29 protein-coding genes are annotated in these 25,065 nt (G+C 69.2%); 18 read left to right on the forward strand and 11 right to left on the reverse strand.

The window, feature by feature from the left end; genetic code table 11:
* Positions 1–103: 103 nt before the first annotated feature.
* The 9 genes from ACFU5K_RS11005 to pstB all read left to right on the forward strand — a co-directional run bounded on the left by ACFU5K_RS11005 (position 104) and on the right by pstB (position 10,068).
* Complete coding sequence (locus tag ACFU5K_RS11005; protein ID WP_384059063.1) at positions 104–2,350, forward strand: RNA degradosome polyphosphate kinase; 2,247 nt, start codon at positions 104–106, stop codon at positions 2,348–2,350.
* Positions 2,337–3,332, forward strand: a complete 996-nt coding sequence (locus ACFU5K_RS11010; RefSeq protein ID WP_384059066.1) for a CHAD domain-containing protein — start codon at positions 2,337–2,339, stop codon at positions 3,330–3,332. Before ACFU5K_RS11005 ends, ACFU5K_RS11010 begins: the two co-directional genes overlap by 14 nt.
* A complete protein-coding gene (locus ACFU5K_RS11015) occupies positions 3,329–3,739 on the forward strand; it encodes an NUDIX hydrolase (RefSeq protein ID WP_384059069.1) in 411 nt (136 codons plus the stop codon). The genes ACFU5K_RS11010 and ACFU5K_RS11015 overlap by 4 nt, the downstream gene beginning before the upstream one ends.
* A gap of 103 nt (positions 3,740–3,842) precedes the next feature.
* The gene (gene map / locus ACFU5K_RS11020; RefSeq protein WP_384059071.1) at positions 3,843–4,625 is read left to right on the forward strand and encodes a type I methionyl aminopeptidase; all 783 of its coding nucleotides are present in this window, start codon (positions 3,843–3,845) and stop codon (positions 4,623–4,625) included.
* 176 nt (positions 4,626–4,801) lie between these two features.
* A complete protein-coding gene (locus ACFU5K_RS11025; RefSeq protein WP_384059074.1) occupies positions 4,802–5,563 on the forward strand; it encodes a hypothetical protein in 762 nt (253 codons plus the stop codon).
* Positions 5,564–5,912: 349 nt separating this feature from the next.
* Entirely contained in the window at positions 5,913–7,052 is a 1,140-nt protein-coding gene (gene pstS, locus ACFU5K_RS11030; protein WP_384059077.1) for a phosphate ABC transporter substrate-binding protein PstS, read from the forward strand.
* Between the two features lie 135 nt (positions 7,053–7,187).
* Complete coding sequence (pstC, locus tag ACFU5K_RS11035; RefSeq protein ID WP_384059079.1) at positions 7,188–8,180, forward strand: phosphate ABC transporter permease subunit PstC; 993 nt, start codon at positions 7,188–7,190, stop codon at positions 8,178–8,180.
* Positions 8,177–9,265: a phosphate ABC transporter permease PstA gene (gene pstA, locus ACFU5K_RS11040; protein WP_384059082.1), complete on the forward strand. Its 1,089-nt coding sequence runs from the start codon at positions 8,177–8,179 to the stop codon at positions 9,263–9,265. Before pstC ends, pstA begins: the two co-directional genes overlap by 4 nt.
* 26 nt (positions 9,266–9,291) lie before the next feature.
* Positions 9,292–10,068, forward strand: a complete 777-nt coding sequence (gene pstB, locus ACFU5K_RS11045; RefSeq protein ID WP_384059085.1) for a phosphate ABC transporter ATP-binding protein PstB — start codon at positions 9,292–9,294, stop codon at positions 10,066–10,068.
* A 207-nt stretch (positions 10,069–10,275) separates the two neighbouring features.
* Here pstB and ACFU5K_RS11050 read toward each other — a convergent pair whose 3' ends face one another.
* Positions 10,276–11,274 carry an anion permease gene (locus ACFU5K_RS11050; RefSeq protein ID WP_384059087.1) on the reverse strand — a complete coding sequence of 333 codons (999 nt, stop codon included), beginning with the start codon at positions 11,272–11,274 and terminating at the stop codon, positions 10,276–10,278.
* 5 nt (positions 11,275–11,279) lie between these two features.
* Positions 11,280–11,900 (reverse strand): DUF47 domain-containing protein, encoded by a 621-nt coding sequence (locus ACFU5K_RS11055; RefSeq protein WP_205018015.1) that lies wholly within the window; start codon positions 11,898–11,900, stop codon positions 11,280–11,282.
* A 221-nt stretch (positions 11,901–12,121) separates the two neighbouring features.
* Here ACFU5K_RS11055 and ACFU5K_RS11060 point away from each other — a divergent pair, with 221 nt between their 5' ends.
* Complete coding sequence (locus ACFU5K_RS11060) at positions 12,122–12,469, forward strand: metal-sensitive transcriptional regulator (protein WP_384059090.1); 348 nt, start codon at positions 12,122–12,124, stop codon at positions 12,467–12,469.
* Positions 12,470–12,484: 15 nt separating this feature from the next.
* Here the strand turns inward: ACFU5K_RS11060 and ACFU5K_RS11065 are convergent, their stop codons facing one another.
* Both ACFU5K_RS11065 and ACFU5K_RS11070 read right to left on the reverse strand, forming a co-directional pair.
* Complete coding sequence (locus ACFU5K_RS11065; protein WP_384059092.1) at positions 12,485–12,700, reverse strand: hypothetical protein; 216 nt, start codon at positions 12,698–12,700, stop codon at positions 12,485–12,487.
* A 264-nt stretch (positions 12,701–12,964) separates the two neighbouring features.
* Positions 12,965–13,846: a hypothetical protein gene (locus ACFU5K_RS11070; protein ID WP_384059095.1), complete on the reverse strand. Its 882-nt coding sequence runs from the start codon at positions 13,844–13,846 to the stop codon at positions 12,965–12,967.
* Between the two features lie 153 nt (positions 13,847–13,999).
* Here ACFU5K_RS11070 and ACFU5K_RS11075 point away from each other — a divergent pair, with 153 nt between their 5' ends.
* A complete protein-coding gene (locus tag ACFU5K_RS11075) occupies positions 14,000–14,209 on the forward strand; it encodes a hypothetical protein (RefSeq protein WP_384059154.1) in 210 nt (69 codons plus the stop codon).
* 60 nt (positions 14,210–14,269) lie between these two features.
* Here ACFU5K_RS11075 and ACFU5K_RS11080 read toward each other — a convergent pair whose 3' ends face one another.
* The 6 genes from ACFU5K_RS11080 to ACFU5K_RS11105 all read right to left on the reverse strand — a co-directional run bounded on the left by ACFU5K_RS11080 (position 14,270) and on the right by ACFU5K_RS11105 (position 19,328).
* The gene (locus tag ACFU5K_RS11080) at positions 14,270–14,422 is read right to left on the reverse strand and encodes a hypothetical protein (protein WP_384059097.1); all 153 of its coding nucleotides are present in this window, start codon (positions 14,420–14,422) and stop codon (positions 14,270–14,272) included.
* 80 nt (positions 14,423–14,502) lie between these two features.
* On the reverse strand, positions 14,503–15,234 hold the full coding sequence (locus ACFU5K_RS11085) for a phosphatase PAP2 family protein (protein ID WP_384059099.1): 732 nt from the start codon (positions 15,232–15,234) through the stop codon (positions 14,503–14,505).
* A 303-nt stretch (positions 15,235–15,537) separates the two neighbouring features.
* Positions 15,538–16,560, reverse strand: a complete 1,023-nt coding sequence (locus tag ACFU5K_RS11090; protein WP_384059101.1) for an NlpC/P60 family protein — start codon at positions 16,558–16,560, stop codon at positions 15,538–15,540.
* 82 nt (positions 16,561–16,642) lie between these two features.
* Positions 16,643–16,963: a hypothetical protein gene (locus ACFU5K_RS11095; RefSeq protein WP_384059102.1), complete on the reverse strand. Its 321-nt coding sequence runs from the start codon at positions 16,961–16,963 to the stop codon at positions 16,643–16,645.
* 212 nt (positions 16,964–17,175) lie between these two features.
* Positions 17,176–18,951: an alpha/beta hydrolase gene (locus ACFU5K_RS11100; protein ID WP_384059104.1), complete on the reverse strand. Its 1,776-nt coding sequence runs from the start codon at positions 18,949–18,951 to the stop codon at positions 17,176–17,178.
* Positions 18,948–19,328, reverse strand: coding sequence for a hypothetical protein (locus ACFU5K_RS11105; RefSeq protein WP_384059107.1), 381 nt, complete (start codon positions 19,326–19,328; stop codon positions 18,948–18,950). Before ACFU5K_RS11105 ends, ACFU5K_RS11100 begins: the two co-directional genes overlap by 4 nt.
* Before the next feature lie 216 nt (positions 19,329–19,544).
* Between ACFU5K_RS11105 and ACFU5K_RS11110 the strand changes: the two genes are divergently transcribed.
* Positions 19,545–20,171 carry a histidine phosphatase family protein gene (locus tag ACFU5K_RS11110; RefSeq protein ID WP_384059110.1) on the forward strand — a complete coding sequence of 209 codons (627 nt, stop codon included), beginning with the start codon at positions 19,545–19,547 and terminating at the stop codon, positions 20,169–20,171.
* An 84-nt stretch (positions 20,172–20,255) separates the two neighbouring features.
* On the opposite strand, the gene ACFU5K_RS11115 is transcribed toward ACFU5K_RS11110, so the two are convergent.
* Positions 20,256–20,717: an ATP-binding protein gene (locus ACFU5K_RS11115; RefSeq protein WP_384059113.1), complete on the reverse strand. Its 462-nt coding sequence runs from the start codon at positions 20,715–20,717 to the stop codon at positions 20,256–20,258.
* 205 nt (positions 20,718–20,922) lie between these two features.
* On the opposite strand from ACFU5K_RS11115, the gene ACFU5K_RS11120 reads away from it, so the two are divergent.
* The 6 genes from ACFU5K_RS11120 (at position 20,923) to ACFU5K_RS11145 (ending at position 24,904) form a co-directional block, all read left to right on the forward strand.
* Positions 20,923–21,768, forward strand: a complete 846-nt coding sequence (locus ACFU5K_RS11120) for a helix-turn-helix domain-containing protein (RefSeq protein ID WP_384059115.1) — start codon at positions 20,923–20,925, stop codon at positions 21,766–21,768.
* A 93-nt stretch (positions 21,769–21,861) separates the two neighbouring features.
* Positions 21,862–22,041 carry a hypothetical protein gene (locus ACFU5K_RS11125; RefSeq protein ID WP_384059117.1) on the forward strand — a complete coding sequence of 60 codons (180 nt, stop codon included), beginning with the start codon at positions 21,862–21,864 and terminating at the stop codon, positions 22,039–22,041.
* An 86-nt stretch (positions 22,042–22,127) separates the two neighbouring features.
* Positions 22,128–22,715, forward strand: coding sequence for an AAA family ATPase (locus ACFU5K_RS11130; protein WP_384059120.1), 588 nt, complete (start codon positions 22,128–22,130; stop codon positions 22,713–22,715).
* Complete coding sequence (locus tag ACFU5K_RS11135; RefSeq protein WP_384059123.1) at positions 22,712–23,611, forward strand: aldo/keto reductase; 900 nt, start codon at positions 22,712–22,714, stop codon at positions 23,609–23,611. Before ACFU5K_RS11130 ends, ACFU5K_RS11135 begins: the two co-directional genes overlap by 4 nt.
* A complete protein-coding gene (locus ACFU5K_RS11140) occupies positions 23,608–24,240 on the forward strand; it encodes a DUF402 domain-containing protein (protein ID WP_384059125.1) in 633 nt (210 codons plus the stop codon). The genes ACFU5K_RS11135 and ACFU5K_RS11140 overlap by 4 nt, the downstream gene beginning before the upstream one ends.
* A gap of 355 nt (positions 24,241–24,595) precedes the next feature.
* Complete coding sequence (locus ACFU5K_RS11145) at positions 24,596–24,904, forward strand: hypothetical protein (RefSeq protein WP_384059128.1); 309 nt, start codon at positions 24,596–24,598, stop codon at positions 24,902–24,904.
* Positions 24,905–25,065 lie beyond the last annotated feature (161 nt).

Raw genomic sequence — 25,065 nt, forward strand, 5'->3', positions numbered from 1 at the left:
CCGCAACGGGAAAGACCCCGCCGCACGGACCGGTCCCCTTTCTTCCGCGATCTTTATCGCCTCCGACGCGCCTCAGGAGCCGAACGCGCGGAAGAATAGGCCCATGAGCCAGCAGCCCAGCTCCGAGATCCCGGTCCAGCCCACCCAGCCGTCCGTGGGCTCCCTCGCCGCGCACCGGCCCCACGCCGTCGCGGGCGGGCTACCCACAGGTCTGTCCACAGCCGCCGACCTGGATCCCGATCTGGACAACGACGCGGACGCGTACGAGCCGGAGGGGGACGGCGACGAACTGCCGCAGGGCCGGTTCCTGGACCGGGAGCGCAGTTGGCTCGCGTTCAACGAACGCGTTCTGGAGCTGGCCGAGGACCCCGCCACACCACTACTCGAACGGGCTAATTTCCTCGCGATCTTCGCCTCGAACCTGGACGAGTTCTTCATGGTCCGGGTGGCCGGACTCAAGCGCCGTATCGCCACCGGCGTCGCGACCCGGTCCGCGTCCGGACTGCAGCCCCGTGAGGTGCTGGACCTGATCTGGACCCGCTCGCGCGAGCTCATGGCGCGGCACGCCGCCTGCTTCCAGCAGGACATCGCGCCCGCCCTGTCCGACGAGGGCGTCCAGCTGGTCCGCTGGCCCGACCTGACCGAGAAGGAACAGGCCCGCCTGTTCACCTTCTTCCGGCAGCGGGTCTTCCCCGTACTGACCCCGCTGGCCGTCGACCCGGCCCACCCCTTCCCGTACATCTCGGGGCTCTCGCTCAACCTCGCCGTCGTCGTGCGCAATCCCGTCAGCGGGCACCGCCACTTCGCCCGCGTCAAGGTGCCGCCGCTGCTCACGCGCTTCCTGGAGGCGTCCCCGCAGCGTTACGTCCCGATAGAGGACGTCATCGCGGCCCACCTCGAAGAGCTCTTCCCGGGTATGGAGGTCCTGGCCCACCACATGTTCCGGGTCACCAGGAACGAGGACCTGGAGGTCGAGGAGGACGACACCGAGAACCTTCTCCAGGCGCTGGAGAAGGAGCTCATGCGGCGCCGCTTCGGCCCGCCGGTGCGCCTGGAGGTCGAGGAGTCCATCGACCCGTACGTCCTGGACCTGCTCGTGCGCGAGCTGAAGATCTCCGAGACCGAGCTCTACCCGCTGCCGGGCCCGCTCGACCTCACCGGGCTCTTCGGCATCGCCTCGCTGGACCGGCCCGAGCTGAAGTACCCCAAGTTCGTCGCCGGCACCCACCGTGACCTGGCCGAGGTCGAGTCGGCCTCCGCGCCCGACGTATTCGCCGCCCTGCGCGAGCGCGATGTGCTGCTGCACCACCCGTACGACTCCTTCTCCACCTCCGTCCAGGCCTTCCTGGAACAGGCGGCGGGCGACCCCGACGTCCTCGCGATCAAGCAGACCCTCTACCGGACCTCCGGTGACTCGCCGATAGTCGACGCCCTCATCGACGCCGCCGAGTCCGGGAAGCAGGTCCTCGTCCTCGTCGAGATCAAGGCACGTTTCGACGAGCAGGCCAACATCAAGTGGGCGCGCAAGCTGGAGGAGGCCGGCTGTCACGTCGTCTACGGCCTCGTCGGGCTCAAGACCCACTGCAAGCTCTCCCTGGTGGTCCGTCAGGAGGGCGACACACTGCGCCGCTACTCCCACGTCGGCACCGGCAACTACCACCCCAAGACGGCCCGGCTGTACGAGGACCTCGGCCTCCTCACGGCCGACCCGCAGGTCGGGGCCGACCTCTCCGACCTCTTCAACCGCCTCTCCGGCTACTCCCGCCGCGAGACCTACCGCCGACTGCTGGTGGCCCCGAAGTCCCTGCGCGACGGGCTGATCGCCCGGATCAACAAGGAGGTCACCCACCACCGGGCGGGACGGCCGGCCTACGTGCGCATCAAGGTCAACTCGATGGTCGACGAAGCGGTCATCGACGCCTGCTACCGGGCCGGGCAGGCCGGGGTGCCGGTCGACATCTGGGTGCGCGGCATCTGCGCGATCCGCCCCGGCGTCACCGGCCTCTCCGAGAACGTCAGGGTCCGCTCGATACTGGGCCGCTTCCTCGAACACTCCCGGCTCTTCGCCTTCGGCAACGGCGGCGAACCCGAAGTCTGGTTCGGCAGCGCCGACATGATGCACCGCAACCTCGACCGCCGGATCGAAGCCCTGGTCCGCGTCACCGACCCCGCGCACCGAGCCGCGCTCAGCAGGCTCCTGGAAACAGGCATGTCCGACACCACCTCCTCCTGGCACCTGGGCCCCGACGGGAACTGGACCAGGCACTCCACGGACGCGGACGGCCAGCCCCTGCGACACGTGCAAGAGATGCTCATCGATGCCCGGAGGCGCAGGCGTGCGACGCCCTGACCACCAGACGACGGCCCTCTCCGCCGGAGCGGTCCTCGCACCGTACCTGCGTGAACAGGCAGCCGGATTCCTGCGGGGCCTGCGTCTGCACCGCGAACACAACGCCCCGGCGGACGCGGGCACGCACGGCGCCGACGAGGCGGCCCGCGCACTGCGCCACGCCGCCCGTCGCATGGCCGCCACCCTGCACACCTTCCGGGGAGCGCTGGAACCCACCTGGGCCGACCAGCTGCGGGCGGAACTGGCCTGGCTCTCCGGCACCCTGGCCCGCGAACACGCCTACGCCACCCGGCTCGGGCGGCTGCTGGAGGCCCTGCACCAGCTCTCCGGCGTCTCACTGCCTGCCGCCCGGACGGGGACGGGAGAGCCGGACACCACGGAGGCCGGCAAGGAGCGGGCGGCGCTCGGCGTCGGCGCCGCGCGTGCGGGCGCCCTCCTGGAACGCCGGCTGACCCTCGCCAGGACCCGCGCCCACTCGGCGGCGCTCCAGGCCATCGGCTCCTCCCGCTTCCACGCGGTCGCCGACGGCGTGGCGCTGCTCGCCTCGGAGGTCCCCCTGTCGCCCGCCGCCGCCCAGTCGGCCGCCGGAGTGCTGCACGACCCGGCCGGACTGGCTGAGCGGCGGATGCTGGCCGCGGTCGCCGCCCTGCCGCCCGACCAGGCGGTGGAGCCCTACAACGAGGCCCACGACGCCCTCTGGCACCAGGCCCGCCTGCTCCTGCGGCTGCACCGGTACGCGCACGAGGTGCTGCGGGGCGCCCCCGATCCGGCGCTGGCCGGGCCCGGACACGCCCTCGAACTGCACCGGGACGCGGCGGAGGCCGCCGCTGCCGCGGCCGAGGCCGCCCGCACACCGCGGATCGCCCCCGCGACCGCGTACGCCCTGGGTGTGCTGCACGCCGATCAGCGGCACGAGGTAAAGGCCGCGCGCGCTGTGTTCCGGGAGGCATGGCCCTATGCGGCGGCCGTGACCGCACCATGAGCGACCTCGTGCTCGCGGCGGGCTGTGTGCTCTGGCGGCGTTCGCCGGACGGCGGCCTGGATATCTGTCTGGTGCACAGGCCGCGGTACGACGACTGGTCGTTCCCCAAGGGCAAACTGAAGCGCGGCGAGACGGCGCTGGAGGGCGCCCAGCGGGAGGTGCTGGAGGAGACCGGCCACCGGTGCGCCCCCGGCCCCGCACTGCCCACGGCCCGCTACACGGCGAACGGGCGGCCGAAGGAGGTCAGTTACTGGGCGGCGGAGGCGACCGGCGGCACCTTCGTGCCCAACGACGAGGTCGACCGGCTGGCGTGGCTCCCTCCCGAGTCCGCCCGTGCCCTCCTGACCCGGCCCGGCGACCGCGTCCAGCTGGACGCGTTCATGGGGGCGCTCCCGCCCGGGACCTGACGGGCGCAGAAGCCGGCGCCCGGCCCTTCCAGCAGCGGATCCCAATTCTCATACCGGTATAGTATGGCCGGTATAGTTATTGGACTGCGCGCGAAGGGCCCCCATGATCGAGATCCTGAACCCCACCCTGCTGACCAGGGCGAGAGACACGGGCGCCCTGGTCGCCGACATCCTGCAGACACTGAAGGGCCGCAGCACGGCCGGCACGAACCTCCTGGACATCGACCGCTGGACCAAGGACATGATCGCCGAAGCGGGGGCACTGTCCTGCTACGTCGACTACGCACCGTCCTTCGGGCGCGGCCCGTTCGGCCACTACATCTGCACAGCCGTCAACGACGCCGTGCTGCACGGGCGTCCGCACGACTACACGCTCGCCGACGGCGACCTGCTGACACTCGACCTGGCCGTCTCCCTGCGGGGGATCGCGGCGGACGCCGCGATCAGCTTCGTCGTGGGCGGCACACGCGACCCGGAGAGCGTCGCGATGATCAGCACCACGGAACGCGCACTGGCCGCAGGTATCGCCGCCGCCGGGCCCGGAGCCCGCATCGGAGACATCTCCCACGCGATCGGCACGGTCCTCGGCGAGGCCGGGTACCCGGTCAACACGCAGTTCGGAGGGCATGGCATCGGATCGACGATGCACCAGGACCCGCACGTCCCGAACACCGGCAGACCCGGCCGCGGATACAAACTGCGCCCCGGACTGCTGCTGGCCCTGGAGCCATGGGTCATGGCGGACACGGCCGAACTGGTCACGGACGCCGACGGGTGGACCCTGCGGAGCGCGACGGGCTGCCGGACGGCGCACACCGAACACACCATCGCGATCACCGAAGACGGGGCCGACATCCTCACCCTGCCGCGGCACGCGCACCCTTGAGCCGGACACCCCCCGGCCCGGGCCGCCGCACGACCGCCGGGCCGTCACGGGCACACCGTCCGGGTTCGGGGCACCCGCATTTAATTGACTGCACAACTATCCGGGAATATGATTTCTTATGCAATGAAATCCGGTTCCGCCCGCCATGCCGGTGGAACCCCCCGCAAAGGACACGCATGCGCCTCCGTACCACCCTGGCCGCCACCACCGGCGTCCTAGCCCTGTCCGCCGCAGTCGCCCCCCTGGCCCACGCGGACGACCACGGCACCACCACGATCAACCGCGTCGTCGTCAACGACGGGCAGCCCGTCGTCATCGGGAACTCACCCACGAGCATCCCCTTCAGCGTCACCTTCAGCGACACCACGGGGACGGACGGCCTGATCGGCTACGTCGACCTGTGGCACACCTCGCCCCACCCGAAGACCCAGCCCGGCGGGTCGCTGCTGGGCGACTGGGAGAACGTCGACTGCCACCCCGTGGGCGCCGCCACCGTCACCTGCGACGGCACCGTCCCCGTCGAACCGCAGGAAGACGTGCTGCGCAACTACCTGGCCGACGACTGGAACGTCGCGGTCAACGCCGGCTCCAGCACCGTCACCAGCTACTCGACCGTCCAGGTCAAGCGTGAGGCGAAGCTGCAGGCCGGAGTCGTCCCCACGGCCAAGGCCGGAAAGTACAAGCTGCGCGGCAGCCTCACCCGTGCCGACTGGGAGTCCGGCGCGAACCAGGACTACAGCAACCGCCGCGTGAAGCTGCAGTTCCGCAAGGAGGGCGGCACCAAGTACTCCACGGTCGACACCTTCACCACCAACGAAGCCGGCCTGGTGACCACCACCGTCAAGCCGACCGAGGGCGGTTCCTACCGCTGGTCCTTCGCCGGAAACGCGAGCACCGGCGCGGCCACCTCGACCGACCTGTACTTCGACGGCGTCTGACACCGCCCCCCAAGGGACCCCTTCGCCCCCGGGCGGAGGGGTCCCTGGCGTCGGGCCCGTCCTCCCGCCGGCACCGACCGCGCGTAACCGCAGCTCAGTCGCCCGCCCCGCCGCTGCCCGGGCCCGACACCACGCACGCCGTGACGCCCTCTGCCGCCCACGCCGCGCCGCGGAACCAGCCCGCCCCGCACGGTTCACCTGCCGTTCACTCTGCCCCGTAGGGCGCTTCACCTGTTCTGCCTAATTTCGGACGTACACGGTGCACGGCGCCAAGCCACCGCACCATTCCTCATCGCACGCCGCCTCGCATTCCACAGCCGCGGCGGCTCCTGGAAGGAACACCCCGAAAGTGAAGCTTCAGCGCAAGAACCGGCTTCGTGCCACCGCGCTCGGTGCCCTCGCCGTCTCCAGCGCCCTGGTCCTCACGGCGTGCGGTTCGGACGACAACAGTGGCTCCGACACGGGTAGCGGCGCCACCAAGACCACCGCCGCCGCGTCGGACATCAAGTGCGACGGCGCCCAGGGCCAGCTGCGCGCCTCCGGGTCCAGCGCCCAGAAGAACGCGATGGACCTCTGGGTCAAGAACTACATGGCCGCCTGCTCCGGTGCCGAGGTCAACTACAACTCGTCCTCCTCCGGTGAGGGCATCGTCGCGTTCAACCAGGGCACCGTCGGCTTCGCCGGCTCCGACTCGGCGCTGAAGCCCGAAGAGGTCGCCGAGTCGAAGAAGATCTGCAAGACCGGCCAGGGCATCAACCTCCCGATGGTCGGCGGCCCGATCGCCGTCGGCTTCCACCTGGAGGGTGTCGACAGCCTCACGCTGGACGCCCCCACGCTCGCCAAGATCTTCGACACGAAGATCAAGAAGTGGAACGACCCGGCGATCGCCAAGCTCAACAGCGGCGTCAAGCTCCCGGACACGGCCATCCAGGCTTTCCACCGCTCCGAGGACTCCGGCACCACGCAGAACCTCGGCAAGTACCTGGGCGCCGCGGCTCCGAGCGACTGGAAGTACGAGGCCGAGAAGAAGTGGCCCGCCCCCGGTGGCCAGGCCGCGTCCGGCTCCGCGGGTGTCGCCGCCCAGGTCAAGCAGGTCAACGGCTCCATCGGCTACTTCGAGCTGTCCTACGCCTCCTCGCAGCAGATCTCCACCGTCGACATCGACACCGGTGGCGCCGCCCCGGTGAAGGCCACCTCGGAGGACGCCTCCAAGGCCATCGCCGCCGCCAAGATCAAGGGCACCGGCAAGGACCTGGCGCTCGACCTCGACTACACCACCAAGGCCGAGGGCGCGTACCCGATCGTCCTGGTGACCTACGAGGTCGTCTGCGACACCGGCAACAAGGCCGACACCCTCGGCTCGGTCAAGTCCTTCCTGACCTACACCTCCTCCGAGGCGGGCCAGAAGCTCCTGATCGACGCCGGCTACGCCCCGATCCCCGAGGCGATCAACACCAAGGTCCGCGAGACGGTCGCCGCCCTCTCGTAACCCGCTCCACGCACGACACGTACGCACAGGCGAGCCGGTCCGGCGCACCCCTCCGGACCGGCCCCGCCACCCATCTCCATCCGGTGCACCGCCGCCAGGGGAGCGAACCGCTCCCCCACACAGACCGGAAAGACCATGGCTTCCACGACACCGCTCGACTTCCCGCCGGCTCCGCCGGCCACGCGCGGCCGCCCCAAGTCCACGGGGCGAGCCGGCGACAAGATCTTCCTGGGCCTCTCGCGGGGCTCAGGCATCCTGCTGCTCGTGATCATGGCGTCGATCGCCCTGTTCCTCAGCTACCGCGCCGTCACCGCCATCTCGAAGGACGAGGGCAACTTCCTCACCACCTTCGACTGGAACCCCGCCGGTGACCCGCCGGTCTTCGGCATCGCGGTCCTCCTCTTCGGTACGGTCGTCAGCTCGATCATCGCGATGGTCATCGCGGTTCCGATCGCTGTCGGCATCGCGCTGTTCATCTCGCACTACGCGCCGCGCAGGCTGGCCGCCCCCATCGCCTACGTCATCGACCTGCTCGCCGCGGTGCCCAGCATCGTCTACGGCATCTGGGGCGCGCTGGTCCTCGTACCGCACATGGAGGGCCTGAACCTCTGGCTGGACCAGTTCTTCGGCTGGACCTACCTCTTCGAGAGGACCGAGGTCGGCGTCGCCCGCTCACTCTTCACCGTCGGCATCCTGCTCGCGATCATGATCCTGCCGATCGTGACCAGCGTCAGCCGGGAGGTCTTCCTCCAGGTCCCGAAGATGAACGAGGAGGCGGCACTCGCCCTCGGAGCCACCCGCTGGGAGGTCATCCGCCTCACGGTCCTGCCCTTCGGCCGCTCCGGGATCATCTCCGCCTCGATGCTGGGCCTGGGCCGGGCGCTCGGCGAGACGATCGCCGTCGCCACGGTCCTCTCGCCGAGCTTCCTCATCTCGCTGCACGTGCTCAATCCCGGCGGCGGGACCTTCGCACAGAACATCGCCGCCAAATTCGGCGAGGCCGACGAGTTCGGGCGCGACGCCCTGATCGCCTCCGGCCTCGTCCTCTTCGTCCTCACCCTGCTGGTCAACGGCGCGGCCCGGCTCATCATCGCCCGCCGCAAGGAGTACTCGGGGGCCAACGCATGAGCCACGCCACCACCACCGACGTCCAGGGCAGCGGCCCGCGGACCTCGCCGACGCAGAACAAGGGCAGCCTCAGCAGCCGCAGCCTCCCCCGCTGGGCCCCGCTCGGCTTCGCCGCCGTCTCGGTCGCGCTCGGCATCGGTGTGAGCGTCGCCGCCGGCTGGGAGAGCCGCGTCCAGTGGGGCCTGATCTCCGCGCTGCTCTTCCTGACCATCTCGTACGTCGCAACGACCGTGGTCGAGAACCAGCGCCAGGCCAAGGACCGCCTCGCCACCAGCATCGTCTGGGTGTGCTTCCTCATCGCGATCGTCCCGCTCGCCTCGCTGCTCTGGACCACCGTCAGCCGCGGCTCCGAGCGCCTGGACCTGTACTTCCTCACCCACTCCATGGCCGGCGTCCTCGGCTCCGAGGACAGCGGCGGCGTCTACCACGCGCTGATCGGCACCCTGGAGCAGGTCGGCATCGCCACGGTGATCTCCGTCCCGATCGGACTGCTGACCGCGGTCTACCTGGTCGAGTACGGCAAGGGCGGGCTGGCCAAGTCCGTCACGTTCTTCGTCGACGTGATGACCGGTATCCCGTCCATCGTGGCCGGCCTCTTCATCCTGTCGATCATGCTGATCGCCGACATCGAGCCGTCGGGCCTGATGGGCGCGCTCGCCCTGACGATCCTGATGATCCCGGTCGTGGTCCGCTCCACCGAGGAGATGCTCAAGCTCGTCCCGAACGAGCTCCGCGAGGCCTCCCTCGCCCTGGGCATCCCCAAGTGGCGCACCATCCTGAAGGTGGTCCTGCCCACCGCGATCGGCGGCATCACCACGGGCGTCATGCTCGCCGTCGCCCGTATCGCGGGAGAGACGGCACCGATCATCCTGCTGGTCTTCGGCAGCCAGCTGATCAACACGAACCCCTTCGAAGGCGCCCAGTCCTCGCTGCCGTTCTACATCTACGAGCAGTACAAGGTCGGCGAGGCCGCGTCCTACGACCGCGCCTGGGCAGCGGCCCTGGTCCTGATCGCCTTCGTCATGATCCTCAATCTGGTGGCCCGCGGCATCGCCCGCTGGAAGGCCCCGAAGTCCGGCCGCTGAGGCCACGCAGAAAGCAGCTGATTCACATGGCCAAGCGCATCGACGTCGGCGGCCTCACCGCCTACTACGGATCCCACAAGGCCATCGAGGACATCTCGATGACCGTGGAACCCCGCTCCGTGACCGCCTTCATCGGCCCGTCCGGCTGCGGCAAGTCCACGTTCCTGCGCACCCTGAACCGCATGCACGAGGTCACCCCCGGTGGCCGCGTCGAGGGCAAGGTACTGCTCGACGACGAGGACCTGTACGGACCCGGCGTCGACCCCGTCGCCGTGCGCCGCACGGTCGGCATGGTCTTCCAGCGCCCGAACCCCTTCCCGACCATGTCGATCTTCGACAATGTCGCGGCGGGCCTGCGGCTCAACGGCTCGTACCGCAAGAGCCAGCTGTCGGAGATCGTCGAGCGGTCCCTCAAGGGCGCCAACCTCTGGAACGAGGTCAAGGACCGCCTGAACAAGCCGGGCTCCGGCCTCTCCGGCGGTCAGCAGCAGCGCCTGTGCATCGCCCGCGCCATCGCCGTCGAGCCGGACGTACTGCTCATGGACGAGCCGTGCTCGGCGCTCGACCCGATCTCGACCCTCGCCATCGAGGACCTGATCGGTGAGCTGAAGGAGCGCTTCACGATCGTCATCGTGACGCACAACATGCAGCAGGCGGCGCGCGTCTCGGACCGTACGGCGTTCTTCAACCTCTCGGCGGTGGGCAAGCCCGGCCGCCTCATCGAGATCGACGAAACGGAGCGGATCTTCTCCAACCCGTCCGTCCAGGCGACCGAGGACTACATCTCCGGCCGCTTCGGATAACCACAGACGGCCTTGGGGTGCTGCATGGCGGTGCCACCCACAAGGCGAAGGGCCCGCCCCCGCTCTCCAGCAGGAGAGCGGGGGCGGGCCCATTTCACGAGTCGTCCGCCGGGGTTCGCACCGGGCCGCCGGCCGGACGACCGACCCGGCCTCCCAGCGGGGGCGCGAGGCACGCACCCCGGTTCCGGGGCCGTCACCCCGCCGCCGTCACCCGAAGAGCAGCGCGACGATCCAGTAGCTCAGCGCGGCGACCAGCGCCGCGGCCGGCATCGTGATGAACCAGCCCAGGATGATGTTCTTGGCCACGCCCCAGCGCACCGCGTTCACGCGCTTCGTCGCACCGACACCCATGATCGCCGAGGTGATCACGTGAGTCGTGGAGATGGGGGCGTGGAACATGAAGGCCGAACCGAACATGATCGACGCGCCGGTCGTCTCGGCCGCGAAGCCCTGCGGCGGGTCCAGCTCGATGATCTTGCGGCCCAGCGTACGCATGATGCGCCAGCCGCCCGCGTACGTGCCGAGGGAGAGCATCGCCGCACAGGCGAACTTCACCCAGATCGGGATCTCTTCGTTCGGACCCTCGACGTCGGCGATGACCAGGGCCAGCACGACGACGCCCATCGTCTTCTGCGCGTCCTGCAGTCCGTGCCCGAGCGCCATAGCGGCCGCCGAGACGGTCTGGGCTATGCGGAAACCGCGCTTGGCCTTGTGCGGGTTGGCCTTCCGGAACATCCACAGGATGACGACCATCACCAGGTACCCGACCACGAGGCCGACGACCGGTGAGACGAACATCGGGATGACGATCTTGTCCAGCACCCCGGACCAGATCACGTCGGTCCCGCCGGCGAGCGCCGCCCCGACCATGCCGCCGAACAGGGCGTGCGAGGACGAGGAGGGCAGGCCGAAGTACCAGGTGACGAGGTTCCAGATGATCGCGCCGACCAGCGCGCAGAAGAGGATGCCCATCCCCTTCAGGCCCTGGGGCGTGGCGATGATGCCTTCACTGACGGTCTTGGCGACCCCCTGGCCCAGGAAGGCGCCTGCGAGGTTCATCACAGCCGCCATCGCCAGAGCCGCACGCGGGGTCAGCGCCCGGGTGGAGACCGAGGTGGCGATGGCGTTCGCCGAGTCGTGGAAGCCGTTCGTATACGTGAAGCCGAGCGCGACACCGATGGTCACGATCAGCGCAAAGGTGTCCACGAGGTTCAGGACTCCTTGACCGCGATGGTCTCCACGGTGTTGGCGACGTGTTCGAACGCGTCAGCCGCCTCTTCCAGAACGTCCACGATCTGCTTGAGCTTCAGCACGTCCATGGCTTCGTACTTGCCGTTGAAGAGCTGGGCCAGCAGCTTGCGGTGGATCTGGTCGGCCTGGTTCTCCAGGCGGTTGACCTCGATCCAGTACTCGGTGAGGTTGTCCATGGTCCGCAGACTCGGCATGGCCTCGGCGGTGAGTTCCGCCGCCCTGGCCAGGACCTCGATCTGCTGCTCGACACCCTTAGGGAGCTCGTCGATCTGGTACAGCACGACGAGGTCGACGGCCTCCTCCATGAAGTCCATGATGTCGTCGAGCGACGACGCGAGGTTGTAGATGTCCTCGCGGTCGAACGGCGTGATGAAGGAGGAGTTCAGCTGGTGGAAGATCGCGTGGGTGGCGTCGTCCCCCGCGTGCTCCGCTGCCCGCATACGCTCCGCGATCTCGACTCGGGAGGCAGAATCCGCCCCGAGCAGTTCCATCAGGAGCTTCGAGCCCGTGACGATGTTGTCCGCGGAGGCGGAAAACATGTCGTAGAAGCTCGTCTCCCTGGGGGTCAGACGAAAGCGCACGTGGGGTCCTCGGGTGCTTTGGATTCGGTCAGGCTGATGCTAGGCGCATCATCCGGCCACGGCTAACCGGCGTTCTTCAGTGTCGCGCATCAGGCACAGTGATCAGCACGGACCCCCGGTCACGTTTCGGCCGGATTCGTTACCATATACCCACCAGGGGTATACAGACGGTGCAGAACGGCACGGCCCCCGCGGGGGCACGAGGACAACGGGAGGACCCCATGACCACCACCGAGGCCAGCGACGCAGCCGGTTCGGAAGCGGTCGTCACCGACCACGACCGCGGTATCCACGGGTACCACCACCAGAAGGAAGAGCACCTCAAGCGCCTGCGCCGCATCGAGGGCCAGGTCCGCGGACTCCAGCGGATGGTGGACGAGGACGTCTACTGCATCGACATACTCACCCAGGTGTCAGCCTCCACCAAGGCCCTGCAGTCCTTCGCTCTCCAGCTCCTGGAGGAGCACCTGCGCCACTGCGTCGCCGACGCCGCCGTCAAGGGCGGGGACGAGATCGACGCGAAGGTCGAGGAGGCCACCAAGGCCATCGCCCGCCTGCTGCGCACATGAGGGAGGCCGGGGGCGTCATCCCCGGTGGCTGCCCTGCCGGGGGATGGACGGCGGCTGCCCGGCCGGACCGGGACCGGTCCTGACGTTGAGCACCTCGTCGATCCGGTCGGCGCTGAGCCGGTCCTCGAGCGCGTCCGACGCCGCGATCATGAGCTCACCGCACAGTTCGATCTCGGCGAGGGCCACACAGTCCTGAGCGTTCGGAGCGCTGAGCGTCACCACCTGCGTCACCTCTCTCTGCCGTCGCCGACTCCGGCGCACCGACTGCCTTGAGGGCTGTCCCGCGAACCCCGGCGGGCACGCGACGACAGCCACGGCACCTCGCCGCGTTGTCGGAACACCCGGATACATCCAGTAAGCGAGCGCCCCTCCGCCTTGCGATGCACCGCACCTGACGCCGCAAGCCGATCCACCCGGGATCACGGGGACAACCCTCAGCGTAGGGACCGGAGCACGCACCGCGCATGGCACGGACGGACCATTTCGGCCCCCTCCCTACGGGGTTTCCGGGACACTCCTCCCCTGCTGGACCCGGCCCGTGTAGAGGTCCGCGTCCGGGGGCAGCCGCACGGAGACCGGCGTACCGAAGCCGTACAGCAGCATCGTCGACACCACCGCCACCGCCGGTCCCTCGGTCGCGAAGGTGAAGTGGTGGCGCACCTTCCGGAGCAGGCCGTCGTCGTCCAGATAGGCGTCGAACGGCACCGTGTCCGTGCTGAACCCTTTCGCCGCGGCCGTCAGCGCACCTCGCGAGTCCCGCGAAGCCGCCCGCGCCGCCTTCCCGATGTCGGCCGTGCCCCGGTAGTGCCTGACCTCCACCCCGGCCAGCTCGGTACGCCCCACGTACGTCACGTCCGCAGCGCCGCGCAGGAGCTCGGCCGAGGCCGTCGGATCGGTCACACCGCCGGTGACGAGGTTGCCGTCCTCCAGGGCCGTCGTGTCGATCCGCACCCACTTGTCGTCGGGAACCCCGGCGCCGCGGTTCTTCATGTACACCGCCCCGGGCGCCAGCAGCTCCGTGATCGGCCGGTGCTCGTCCGCCCCCGCAGTGTCCTTCGGCAGGACCACCCTGATCCGCCCCAGCTGCCCGCGGAAGTCATACACCCCCTCGCCCCGGATGGTCACCCTGGTCCCGCCGGCCGCCGTCTCCATCGAGGTGCGGGTCTCGGCACTGCCCGCGCGGACCAGCTCGTCCGCCGCCCGCCGCACCGCGTCGGCCGGGCTCCCGACGGGGCTTCCTCGGGTCACGGCCCGCTCACCCGCATCGTCCCAGCCGTCACCACCGGAGCACCCGGTGCCTACCGTCATCACGCCGGCGACGGCCAGGGCGCACACAGCCAGTGCCCCGCCTCCGCACCTGTGCTGTCGCACCGCCATCGCCTGCCAACCCCCAACGACGTACACCGACCCTGGTTCCCGCCCCCTTCGCCTAACGACGGCCGGGGCGCCCCGTCACGCCGCGCAGGCCCTGCCGAAAGCCGTTCGGCCCACACCGCGCCCCGCCGGGCACGGCCCCAGTACCGTGGACGCGTGCATCAGGACCCCTCGGACCCCCTCGTCCAAGCCCCCGTACGCATGCCGGCGCAGGGCCCCGACCGGGCGCACAGCACGACCACGGTCGAACGCGGCTCGTTCTGTCTGGCGCGCTGTGCCTGCGGCTGGTACGGCCCCGCGCGGCGCTCCCGCGACCGCGCCCGCACCGACGCAGCCGAACACGTCACCGCGGCTGAGGACCGATAGCCCTCCGCCGCGGCCACGGCCCATCGCGTGGGCCTCGGCACGGGCCGTCGGGCAAAGCCCTCACACGTACGACGTCACCACCGAGGCCCGCTCGGGCGCGGCGGTCTCCCACCGGCGCACCAGGGCCGGCTTGCCCACGCCCCCGTTTCCCCGCACATGATGTCCCGTCACCGGCCGCGCGGGCAGCGCCTCGGAGCGATCGGACTCAGCCATTCTTGGAAATGTGCGCGGGGCGGGACATGCGAGAGGGGGCGGCCCCTTTGGGACACCCCCTCACGTCGTCGGCCCTTCGGCTATGCGGCGAGATCCTTCTCGCCGGGCGCCCCACCACGGCCCGCGCCCGGACGGGGCTCGGGAATCCCGCGGGCCTCACCCGGCCCGCCGGCCACCGAGACCGGGCGGGCCGAGCGGACGAGCCTGCCGACCACTCCGGCACGGGCCACGGCACCCACCAGGGGCGTCAGCAGCAGCATCGCGAGCGGCGCGAGCAGCAGGGCCACGGCTGTACCGAGAGCGAAGCCGCCGATCACGTCGGTCGGGTAGTGGACACCCATGTAGACACGGCAGAAGCCCTCCAGGAGCGCCAGCGCGATGGCCGCCAGGCCGAACTTCCGGTTGGCCACGAAGAGGCCCACAGCGATCGCCATGGCCATCGTCGCGTGGTCGCTGACGAAGGAGAAGTCCGTCTTGCCCTTCACCAGGACATCGAGCCCCTGGTGATCGAGGAACGGACGCGGCCTCTCCACGAAGCCCCGGATGGGGATGTTGATGAGCAGGGCGATACCGGCGGCCAGAGGCGCCCACACCAGGCCGGCGACCGCCGTCACCGAGTCCTCGGTCGTCCCGCGTCGGCGCACGCTCCACCAGCACCACAGGACCGCCAGGACCATGCCCAGCATGATCCCGTATTCACCGACGAACTCCATGACCCGGTCGAACCAGGTCGGAGCGGCCTTCGCCAGCCCATTGATGTCGTAGAGCAGGCTGACGTCGGGGTTCGACCCATCGAGTGCGAGTCCAGCCATCTGCTGCGGCCCCTTGCCTTGTCTGCTGCTGCTGCGGCGCACAACGGTGTACGCCGCCTTGGTCGGACCCCCGTGGTCGGTGCGGAATCGGTGCCGCGGGAGGCCATGATGCCCTGCCGCACGGCTTCCCCGGACAGCTATGCGTGGTCAGTGCACACGCTGTCCCCGTCCAGGGAACGGTCTGATGGCCGTCCGCGTTCCGCTCTCCACCGAATGATCACCATGACGTTATCGAAGAGTGACTCATCGTCGCAGCTCAGGGCCCAGGCTTCACGGAGAGTTCCAGCCACGGCCGACTCGTCGTCAGTTCCCCGGGAGCGCCGTCGGAAGCGCCGCGGCCCCGTCCTTCGTGACCCTGGTGGCACCGAAGTAGTCCGGCGTGTCGATCTTGTCGAACCGGATCACGGCCCCCGTGTACGGCGCGTTGATCATGTAGCCGCCACCGACGTAGAGGCCCACGTGATGAATGGCACGGGAGTTGTTCAGATCGTCGGAGAAGAACACCAGGTCACCGGGGAGCAACTCGTCACGCGAGGGGTGCGGCCCCGCGTTGTACTGGTCGTTCGCCACCCGGGGCAGCTCGATGTCGACCGTGCGGTACGCCGCCTGCGTCAACCCGGAACAGTCGAACCGGCCCCCCTGTTCCGCGGTCCCGTTCCCGCCCCAGAGATACGGAGTGCCGAGCTTCTTCTGCGCGAAGTAGATCGCCCCGGCCGCCTGCTGCGAGGGCTGCACCCGGCCGACGGGCCTGGCGAAGCTCTTCTCCAGCGAGCGGATGATCTTGACGTAGTTCTGCGTCTCGCTGATCGCCGGCACCCCGCCGGACTGGATCACCCGGTAGGCACCCGCGTTGTAGGCGGCGAGCATGTTGTCGGTCGGATCGCCCGGCACCTTCTTGACGTACCCGGCGATCTCGCAGTCGTACGACGCCGCCGACGGGATCGCATCGGCCGGGTCCCACACGTCCCGGTCCCCGTCCTTGTCCCCGTCGATGCCGTGCGTGGCCCAGGTCCCGGGGATGAACTGCGCGATGCCCTGCGCGGCGGCCGGGCTCTGCGCGCGGGGGTTCCAGCCGCTCTCCTGGTACAACTGGGCCGCGAGGAGCGCGGGGTTGATGGCCGGGCAGAGGTTGCCCCACCGCTCGACCAGCGGCTGATACCGCGCCGGAACAGCCCCCTTGGCCAGCCCGACGGCCCCACTCGCCCCGGAGATCCCGGCGGCGGCGGAGTACGTACCGACGACGAGCAGGGCGATGAAGCACAGGCCCAGCCCGATCCCACCGCCGACGAAGACCCAGTATTTCCGCACCCCCCAACCATCCCCCATTCGGGCGCGGTTCACGTCCTGATTCGCTGGTGTGTACGGGTGGTCGGGGGGATGAGGGGGCGTCAGGGGCGGCTACGGGGGGTCAGGGGGCGCCGGCGGACCAGAAGGCCGAGCGGATGTTGGGGCGAGGGATGTGCTCCTGCCCCTCGTAGGTGGGCGCGGTCGCTCGGGTGGTGGACTCGGCCACCTCGGACTCCTCTACGCAGGGGGTGTCGACGCGCAAGAACGCTTGCCCCGCACCGCCGAACCGAAGACTCACGGTGTAGCCCTCTTCCGTGCCAGCATAAATGGCGGGAAATTCTGAGTCATTGTTCATAGCGTTGATCTTGAATCCGCTCTCACGCAGGTGCCGATCAACGATGCCCAGAAAACTACCTCGTCGTTCCGCAGAGATTACCGTCATGATCGTCCGCCTCCGCGACACCTCACAGCTTCCAGTAGTAGTGGGACCATGAGTCCATTGCACATGCGGCCGAATCGCGTTCAATACGTCATCGAGCATCCGATCAGAACGCTGCGCCGCCTCTTGCATATTCACATTATCCCCATCCTTGTATCCGCAACCCCCAATCAAGGAGAAACTCAACAGCATTGCCAAAACTGCCGACCGACGCCTCAACGTGGTTCCTCCACCTTGACTCTGCGAGCCTGTCCTGCCGCGATAAGCGCAATACTGTCCGCCGAAACTGGGTCCTCACCACCTCGGTCGAAGTACTGAGAGTGGGCGGCGAAAGAAATGCCTTTAAGACCAACTAGCGGCGGCCCCTCCGCCGAGCGAAAACGAGTAGCCCCAAAGGCTTCGCTGGCAGGATCCCTACCGAACCACACATGGTCGTCCCGATCGATCAAGCTCCCGACCGCATACCCATAGGGCCCACCGACCGCGCCAAAACCAGCCTGCAACTTCGACGAAGTCTTAGTGACAACATCATTATCAGCCGCCCCAACAAATACGTGCCCCCGACCCACACCTAGGTCCTCCGCACGATCGACTCCGACTCCGGGGCTACCAATCAGCACAATGTCGTCCAATCCCGGCACCCCATCACCTTCCTGCGTGGCGGCCCCCACCGTGCGTGAACCGTACGAATGCCCGATTGCAACCAAATGCGGATCTCCATGATCACTTGACGCCGCCAGACCGCCCACGAAGCTATTAAAGGATCGGCCACCCGCCTCGGCGCGTTCATTCTCCATAACGGAAAGGCTGTCTAGCCCGTCCGGGAACTGTGGTGCGTCGTATCCGAGCCAAGCAATTGTGGCACTTGATTGATCAATCTCGCGAGTCGCGATTGCAGTGTCCCGGGCCCGCTTCAAGTCATTCTTCGCAAAACCTTCATCCAGAGCCGTATTGAGCCCAGGAACATACGCCGCAACATTCTTCGCCGTGTCCGGGTTGCCGAACGAGACGATCGCTCTACCGTTCCCCTCGTCCCCGATGCCGAGCAGGAACATAGGAGGCTGCGTCCCCGCCCCCAACTGCCGCTCGATCTCCCGCAGTCCCGCGAGGTGCGTGACCGACCGGTCGTCGTCCCGGCCCTCCAGCTTGCCGATCAGCAGCTGCAGGTTGTCCCGGTTGGCCGCGTCGCGGACCAGGGCCGGGATGCCGTCCAGGTTGCCGACCTGGTCCGGGTACACCGCGAGGTACTCCTCTCGCTGCTCCTGAGTCAGGCCCGCCCACCAGTCGCGCCGCTGGGCCGGCGTCGCGTCGTGCGGGATGGCGTCCTTCAGGTAGGAGCCCGCCGCGTCCCTGACCGCGGACGCGTCCCCCGCCGCGTCCTTCCAGGTGGAATCGGGGACCTTCAGCCCCTCCTCCGCCTTCAGACGGCGCAGGATCCCCGCGTACCGCCAGTCGATCTCGGCGGCGGACCGCACCGCTCCAGTCACCCGGTCAGCGATGTCCTGCGCCTTTGCCGTGTTCGGGTTCGGTGCGACAAGGCCCGACGGCTGGACCAGCGCCGGGGCCCCGTTCGAACTCGCCGTGCCGCCCTGCAGTGGGGCGCCGTCGATGAGGCCCTCGCCCGCCGCCGGGTACGTCACCGACCCGTCCGCGTGCACGGTGAACTTCAGTGCCGCCGCATCGTCCAGCGCCTCCGACAACGCTCGCTGCTGAATCTTCATCTCGTGGGCCAGCGAGTTCAGCGTCGTACGCAGGAGCCCGCACTCGGTGTAGACGTACTGGAAGTTCCGCCCGAGCTGACGCAGCCGGGCGACCGCAGCCCGGGCGGCCTCGCCCTCCTGGGTGTCCCGCAGCCCGGTCAGCAGGTGCTGCTCGATGCGGTCCCGCGCGGCATCGGCCCGGTTGCTCGACCTGCCCCATCCGTCGGCCGCACCCTCCAGCTCGGCACACTTCAGGTCCCGTAACTGCGCCCAGGTCAGTGCCGACTTCACCGCTCCTCACCACCAGGCCGTGACATCCGTGCGAATGACGAACGCACGGCCTCGTTCGTGGCGCCCTGAACCTGCGCGACGGCCCGCAACCTGCCTGCCAGGCTGCCGCATTCGCCCCGCGCCGCCTCGATCCGCTTCTCCCAGGACTCCCGTACCGCCGCCAGCTCCGCAAGGGCTGACAGCTGGCCGAGCATGTTCGCCAGCCCCTCGTGCGCCGTCGCCAACTCGTTCCGCACCGGCCCCAGATGGGCCACCAGATCGTCGGCTCCGCCAGCCGCACGCAGCCACGGCCCGTCGCTGTGCTTCAGGACACCGGCGGGCGCGCTCCCGCCCGGCTGCGCCCCCGCCAGTTCGCTCAGCCTCTGTACCGCAGCCATACCTCTCCCCGCTCCCGGATCATGGAGCGGCACTGTGCCAAACCCGGCGTACCCGACACGCCGAGCGGAGGGAGACCGAGGGCTGGCGCCCCGGCCCCTGCAAGGAACCGTCCGTGCCGACATCACCCGAACGCGCGAACCGGAACCGGCCCGGGACTCACACCGTCCCCTTCGGCATCCGCATGACCACCCGCATGACCAGCCGAAAGGGCTCCCATGACCAGCTCCGCCACCCGCTACCTCTACATAGCCCGGCACGCCGAGGCATCGGCCGACGAGACCGAGCTGACGAAGAACGGCAGGCGTCAGGCGTCCCTGCTGGGCGAGCGACTCCGGGACGTACCGTTCGCCGCCGTCCACCACGGCCCGCTGCCCCGGGCCGCACAGACCGCCCAGCTGGTCCACGAGCAGCTCCGGCGGGACGTTCCCCTGCGGGTCGCGGAGGCGGCCGGGGACTACGTCCCGTACGTCCCGCGACGTGAGGAACTCCCGCGGGAGTCGGCGGACCGCCTGGTCGCGTTCGTGGAGCAGGTGCCGGAGGACGAGCGCACCCGTGGCCCCGAACTGGCCCGCGACGCACTGGCGAGGTTCGCCGGATGCGCGGAGGGCGACGAACCGCGCCACGAACTCGTCGTCACCCACGCGTTCCTCGTCGCCTGGCTGGTGCGTGACGCCCTCGACGCCCCCGCTTGGCGCTGGATGGGGCTCAACCACTCCAACGCCGCGCTGACAGTGATCCGGTACACCCCCGGCATGCCCGCCTCCCTGGTCGTGGTCAACGACATGAGCCACCTCCCGGAGGAGCTCCGCTGGACCGGATTCCCCCCGGAACTGCGCATATGAACCGCTGAGCCGCCGGGTGCGGGCGCGGGTGCGGGCGAGCAGGCGGTCCCGCAGCGCACCGCCGACGGCTCAGGGTCGTTGTCACTACGGCAGCTCACCCCACCGACAGTCCGGTTTCCACGTGCACTCGACCCAGAGGACCTTGCCGCCCTGACCCGGCAGCCCGCCCCGGACCGGGTACGCGCCCCAGCTGTCCGCGCACTGTCGTACGAGCCGCAGCCCACGCCCGCCCTCGTCCAGGGCGCCCGGCTCACGCGTCTCCCCGCCGCAAAAGGGCGCAGGGATCTCCGGGTTGCTGTCCCACACCCCGACCCGGACCCGGTTCCTCCCCGCACCGCGCAGCCGGAGCGAGTAGGGCCCGGAGGAATGCCGGTAGGCATTGGTGACGAGCTCGCTCGCCACCAGTTCGGCGGTCTCGACCAGATCCCCTATCCCGTGCACCACCAGGACGGTTCGCAGCGTCGCGCGCGCGATACCGGGGCCACGGGGATCCTGCGGAAGTTGGAGGGTGTACGCCCAGGGCGGCGATACGGTGGCGGGGGTCATGGAAGTCTCCGTTCGCGGAGCAGGGTTGGGGTGTGCATGTCGCATGACCCGGTGACGAGGCCGCTCCGTCGAGCGGGGTACTTCCGGGCAGGTGGCCTGCGTCCCAAGGTAGCCAGGTTTTGACTAATGAATTAGCCGAAAGGCAAGTAATGAGTGAACTCCCACTCGTGTGGGTGACGAGGCGCTCAGGGAGGCGAATCACCAGGTGAGAACCCGCCCGACAGGTCGTCAGCTGCGCCTCGGCAGTGAACTGCGCAAGCTCCGTGAACGCGCCGGCCTCACCGCGACGCAGGCCGGTGCACTCCTGGGTGTGAAGCAGAACCAGATCAGCAACATGGAAGCCGGGCGCGTGGGTGTGAGCCCCGACCGGGTGCGGGCACTGGCCGACCACTACGCCTACGTGGACCAAGGGGTCATCAGGGCCCTGTGCAACATGACCGCCGACCGCACGCGCGGCTGGTGGGAGGAGTACCGGGAGATCCTGCCCGCGCCCCTCCTCGACCTGGCGGAGATCGAGCACCACGCCGTGCGCCTGCGTACCGCGGTGACCGTGCACATCCCCGCACTGCTCCAGACCCCCGAGCACGCCCGCGAGGTGCTCCGCCAGGAAGTCCCGGAACTTTCACCCCCCGAGGTCGAGCACCGCGTCTCGTTCCGGATCAAACGACAGGCCGTCCTCTTCCGCGATCCGCCCACGACCCAGCGGGTCGTCATCCACGAGGCCGCCCTGCGTATGCGGTTGGGTGGTCCCGAGGTGGCCCGCCGACAGCTCGGACACCTCCTGGAGATGAGCGAGCGCGAGCACGTCGCGATCCAGGTGATCCCGTTCTCGGCCGGGGCCCTCGCCGGGTCGGGGCAGTCGATCTACTACGCCCACGGGCCGGTGCCGCAGCTCGACAGCGTCAACCTGGACCAGGCGCACGGCCCCGCCTTCCTGGACACGGAAGCCCAGTTGGAGAAGTACCGCGTGCTGCTGGACCGGACCGAGGCCATCGCGCTCGCACCCGACACCTCCCGTGACTTCATGAACGACATCATCAGGAACCTGTGAGGAGTACCGCCCCGGGGCCACCCCGCCATTGACGGTGCCGCGCCCCGTTGTTTGGCTGGCCAGTACGCGCCTACCGGACCTTGGAGCGTACTGGTGGAGCTCTCGACGACGCGGCGAACGGTATCCGTCACCCTGCACGGCAGGCCGCTTCGGACCCGCTCCGCCGACACCGGGGTCCGGGTCCGCCACGTCCCCGGCGGCACCCGCATCGACGTCACGACCCACCATGCCTACGGCCGCAGCTTCATCGCCGTACTGACGCACGGGTCCTGAGTCCGTTCGCCGGCCGGGACCGGGCAAGGGCAGCGGTGCTGGCCGAAGCCGCCCCGCCGTACCGGCCTCGGCGTACGCTCCTCCGTGTGATCATCTGGCTCAACGGCACCTTCGGCGTGGGAAAGACCACCACCGCGGGAGAACTCACCGCACGGCTCCCCGGGGCCCGGCTCTTCGACGCGGAGAAGGTCGGGGAGATGCTCGGGCACGTGCTCGGCAGACCGGAACGGGACTTCCAGGACTGGCAACCGTGGCGGGGCCTCGTCGTGGAGACGGCGCGGCAGTTGCTCGACTTCGTGGGCGGGACGCTCGTCGTCACCCAGACCGTCCTGCGTGAGGGGTACTGGCAGGAGCTCAGCGGCGGACTGGCCGAGGCCGGCATCCCGGTCCACCACTTCGTACTGCACACGGACGACGGCACACTCGTGCACCGCATCACGACCGACACCAAGCCGGACAGCCGCAACGCGGGCCAGTGGCGCCTCGACCACCTCCCCGCCTACCGCGACGCGCTGCCCTGGCTGCGACGCGAGGCGGAGACCATCGACACCACCGGCATACCGCCCTCCCGGGTCGCGGAGATCATCATCGACCACCTCCCTCGCACGGGCCCGAACGGGCCATCAGGTACCACCGCGGCGGCGCAGACGGCCAGTGGCAGAATCCCACGATGACTTCATCGGTGGAAACGATCAACGCATCATCGGCCGGGACCTGGGAGCTCGGAGATCTGACCGTCAACCGGCTCGGCTTCGGCTCGATGCGCCTCACCCAGGACGGCGCGGTGTTCGCCGACGGAGTCCCCAGCGACCGGAAGCGCGCCCTGGGCGTCCTGCGCACGGCCGTCGAGCTCGGCGTCAACCACATCGACACCGCCGCCTTCTACTTCTCGGCACTGCGGTCCGCCAACGAGCTCATCAACAGCGCACTGGCCCCCTACTCCGACGACCTCGTCATCACCACCAAGGTCGGCCCGGGCCGTGACCCCTCGGGTGCCTGGCTCTGGGCCACGCCGCAGCAGCTGCGCGGCCACGTCGAGGAGAACCTGCGCCAGCTCGGCCGTGACCACCTGGACGTGGTCAACCTGCGCCTCGCACCGAGCGGGGCGGAGGCATCCGTCGCCGACCACTTCGGCGCACTGTCCGAACTCCGCGACGCCGGCCTCATCCGCCACCTGGGGATGTCCAACACCTCGCCGGCGCAGCTGGCCGAGGCGCGCAGCATCGCGCCCGTCGTCTGTGTACAGAACGCGTACGGCATCGGCTCCCCGGCCGAGGACCACGCCTTCCTGCGGTACTGCGGCGAGGAGGGCATCGCCTTCGTGCCGTTCTTCGCCATCGTCGGCAAGGGCCGCGAAGGCGGTGTCACCCACACCGAGCGGGACGAGGTGCGTGCCGTCGCACGCACACACGGTGTGACGCCCGCCCAGATCAGACTGGCCTGGACACTCCACCAGGGGCCCCACGTGCTGGCCATCCCCGGCACCGGCAACCCCGACCACCTCGTGGAGAACGTGGCCGCGGGCGCTCTGCGCCTCACCGCCGACGACCTGGCACTCCTCGCCCCGTGACCGGCCGGATCCTCCGCTGGAACCTCTTCATCGGCGGCCACCTGAGCACCTCTGTGCCCGTACGCCTCGTCGAACGCACGGACGAGGGCCAGTTGGTGTGGCTGGAGAGCGGAACCCCGATGTGGCAGACCGAACTGCCCGGCGGCGCCCACCTCCGGGACATCCCGCCGGAGGAGCGACCCGTGGACGGATACCCGCTGAAGCCCGGCCGGTGGCCCATGGGCAGCGCGCTCATCCACCAGCCGGCCGCAGCCGGACACGCGGTCTTCTGGTTCTTCGGACGCCGGCAGAGGTTCCGCAGCTGGTACGTGAACCTGGAACACCGCTACCACCACGGCGAGGACATCGACGTCATCGATCACGAGCTGGACATCACCGTCGCCCGGGACCACGCATGGCGATGGAAGGACGAGCGGTCGTTCGCAGAGAAGACCGGGGACGCCGCCTACTGGTCACCGGACGAAGCCGCGGCGATACGCGCCGAGGGCGAACGCGTGGTGCGCCTGGCCGAGACGAGGGCCTTCCCGTTCGACGGCTCGTGGTGCGACTTCAGGCCACCTTCGCACTGGACCATCCCGCCACGCCCGCAGCCGCCCGTACGAACCGTGCTCGGGCCTCCGGACCCCTGACGCCTTCCCCGCCCCGCACCTGACGACGCATCGGCCAGAAGCCACCGGCGCAATCACGGCTCTCGAACAGCGCGTACGAACAGCTCGCGGCCCGTGAACGCATCGACCGCATCCGGAACCATGGCCACCGTCGTTGCTAGCGGTCACAGCGCGTGATACACAGAGTAACCATGCATATGCGTGCAGATCCTGACACGAGCCGCAGGTCAGGGCGGCTCCTCCGGTCAAACGTGCGAGATCCGGGTAAAGAGACCCCGGAAGGCGTCGTGCGATGCCGGTTTCATCAGCGAAGATAGAGACCTGCCCGTGCCACACGGCACGGGCCGCGAACTACCCAACAGGGGCGGTGACTTACATGAACCTGTCAGCGGAAAAGGGCGATATCACCACCATCATCGGGGGAATCGCCCCAGACTGGGGGCCGTTCGGGACCCTGGGCAACGAGGCACGCATCATGATCGAGGTGGTGATGGCCGTCGCCATCCTGCTCTGCCTCGGCATCGCGATCTGGGGTGCGGCAAAACAACGCATCGGCGCCACGGCGCTGCGCGACACCTTCAGCGCGGAACAGGGCAAGGGCCTGATCGTGGCGGGTCTGACCGGCGTCTTCATCATCGGCTCGCTCGGCACACTGTTCACCATCGTGTACGGGATGGCTGTCTGAGCGGCCGTCAGCGCGCCGTCCCAGGCCGTGGCCGCCCAGCCCCTCCCACACCATCCGTCCGTCGTGCCCACCGGCAGAGGTTGCGTCCCCTGATGTCGAGTCACCACACCGCGCCCATGCGGGAACCAGCACCGCTACCGTCGTACCACGCGGAACTGCAG

The sequence above is a fragment of the Streptomyces sp. NPDC057428 genome (genome assembly GCF_042803195.1).
Taxonomy (GTDB): Bacteria; Actinomycetota; Actinomycetes; order Streptomycetales; family Streptomycetaceae; genus Streptomyces.

Excerpts from the sequence above, each read along its gene's own strand:
- ACFU5K_RS11025 (WP_384059074.1), top strand. The coding sequence starts at position 4,802 with ATGCGCCTCCGTACCACCCTGGCCGCCACCACCGGCGTCCTAGCCCTG.
- ACFU5K_RS11095 (WP_384059102.1), bottom strand. The coding sequence starts at position 16,963 with ATGACGGTAATCTCTGCGGAACGACGAGGTAGTTTTCTGGGCATCGTT.
- ACFU5K_RS11135 (WP_384059123.1), top strand. The coding sequence starts at position 22,712 with ATGACTTCATCGGTGGAAACGATCAACGCATCATCGGCCGGGACCTGG.
- ACFU5K_RS11060 (WP_384059090.1), top strand. The coding sequence starts at position 12,122 with ATGACCACCACCGAGGCCAGCGACGCAGCCGGTTCGGAAGCGGTCGTC.
- pstB (WP_384059085.1), top strand. The coding sequence starts at position 9,292 with ATGGCCAAGCGCATCGACGTCGGCGGCCTCACCGCCTACTACGGATCC.
- ACFU5K_RS11085 (WP_384059099.1), bottom strand. The coding sequence starts at position 15,234 with ATGGCTGGACTCGCACTCGATGGGTCGAACCCCGACGTCAGCCTGCTC.
- pstC (WP_384059079.1), top strand. The coding sequence starts at position 7,188 with ATGGCTTCCACGACACCGCTCGACTTCCCGCCGGCTCCGCCGGCCACG.
- map (WP_384059071.1), top strand. The coding sequence starts at position 3,843 with ATGATCGAGATCCTGAACCCCACCCTGCTGACCAGGGCGAGAGACACG.
- ACFU5K_RS11115 (WP_384059113.1), bottom strand. The coding sequence starts at position 20,717 with ATGACCCCCGCCACCGTATCGCCGCCCTGGGCGTACACCCTCCAACTT.
- ACFU5K_RS11015 (WP_384059069.1), top strand. The coding sequence starts at position 3,329 with ATGAGCGACCTCGTGCTCGCGGCGGGCTGTGTGCTCTGGCGGCGTTCG.
- ACFU5K_RS11145 (WP_384059128.1), top strand. The coding sequence starts at position 24,596 with ATGAACCTGTCAGCGGAAAAGGGCGATATCACCACCATCATCGGGGGA.
- ACFU5K_RS11105 (WP_384059107.1), bottom strand. The coding sequence starts at position 19,328 with ATGGCTGCGGTACAGAGGCTGAGCGAACTGGCGGGGGCGCAGCCGGGC.
- ACFU5K_RS11070 (WP_384059095.1), bottom strand. The coding sequence starts at position 13,846 with ATGGCGGTGCGACAGCACAGGTGCGGAGGCGGGGCACTGGCTGTGTGC.
- ACFU5K_RS11110 (WP_384059110.1), top strand. The coding sequence starts at position 19,545 with ATGACCAGCTCCGCCACCCGCTACCTCTACATAGCCCGGCACGCCGAG.
- ACFU5K_RS11005 (WP_384059063.1), top strand. The coding sequence starts at position 104 with ATGAGCCAGCAGCCCAGCTCCGAGATCCCGGTCCAGCCCACCCAGCCG.
- ACFU5K_RS11090 (WP_384059101.1), bottom strand. The coding sequence starts at position 16,560 with ATGGGGGATGGTTGGGGGGTGCGGAAATACTGGGTCTTCGTCGGCGGT.
- pstA (WP_384059082.1), top strand. The coding sequence starts at position 8,177 with ATGAGCCACGCCACCACCACCGACGTCCAGGGCAGCGGCCCGCGGACC.
- ACFU5K_RS11080 (WP_384059097.1), bottom strand. The coding sequence starts at position 14,422 with ATGGCTGAGTCCGATCGCTCCGAGGCGCTGCCCGCGCGGCCGGTGACG.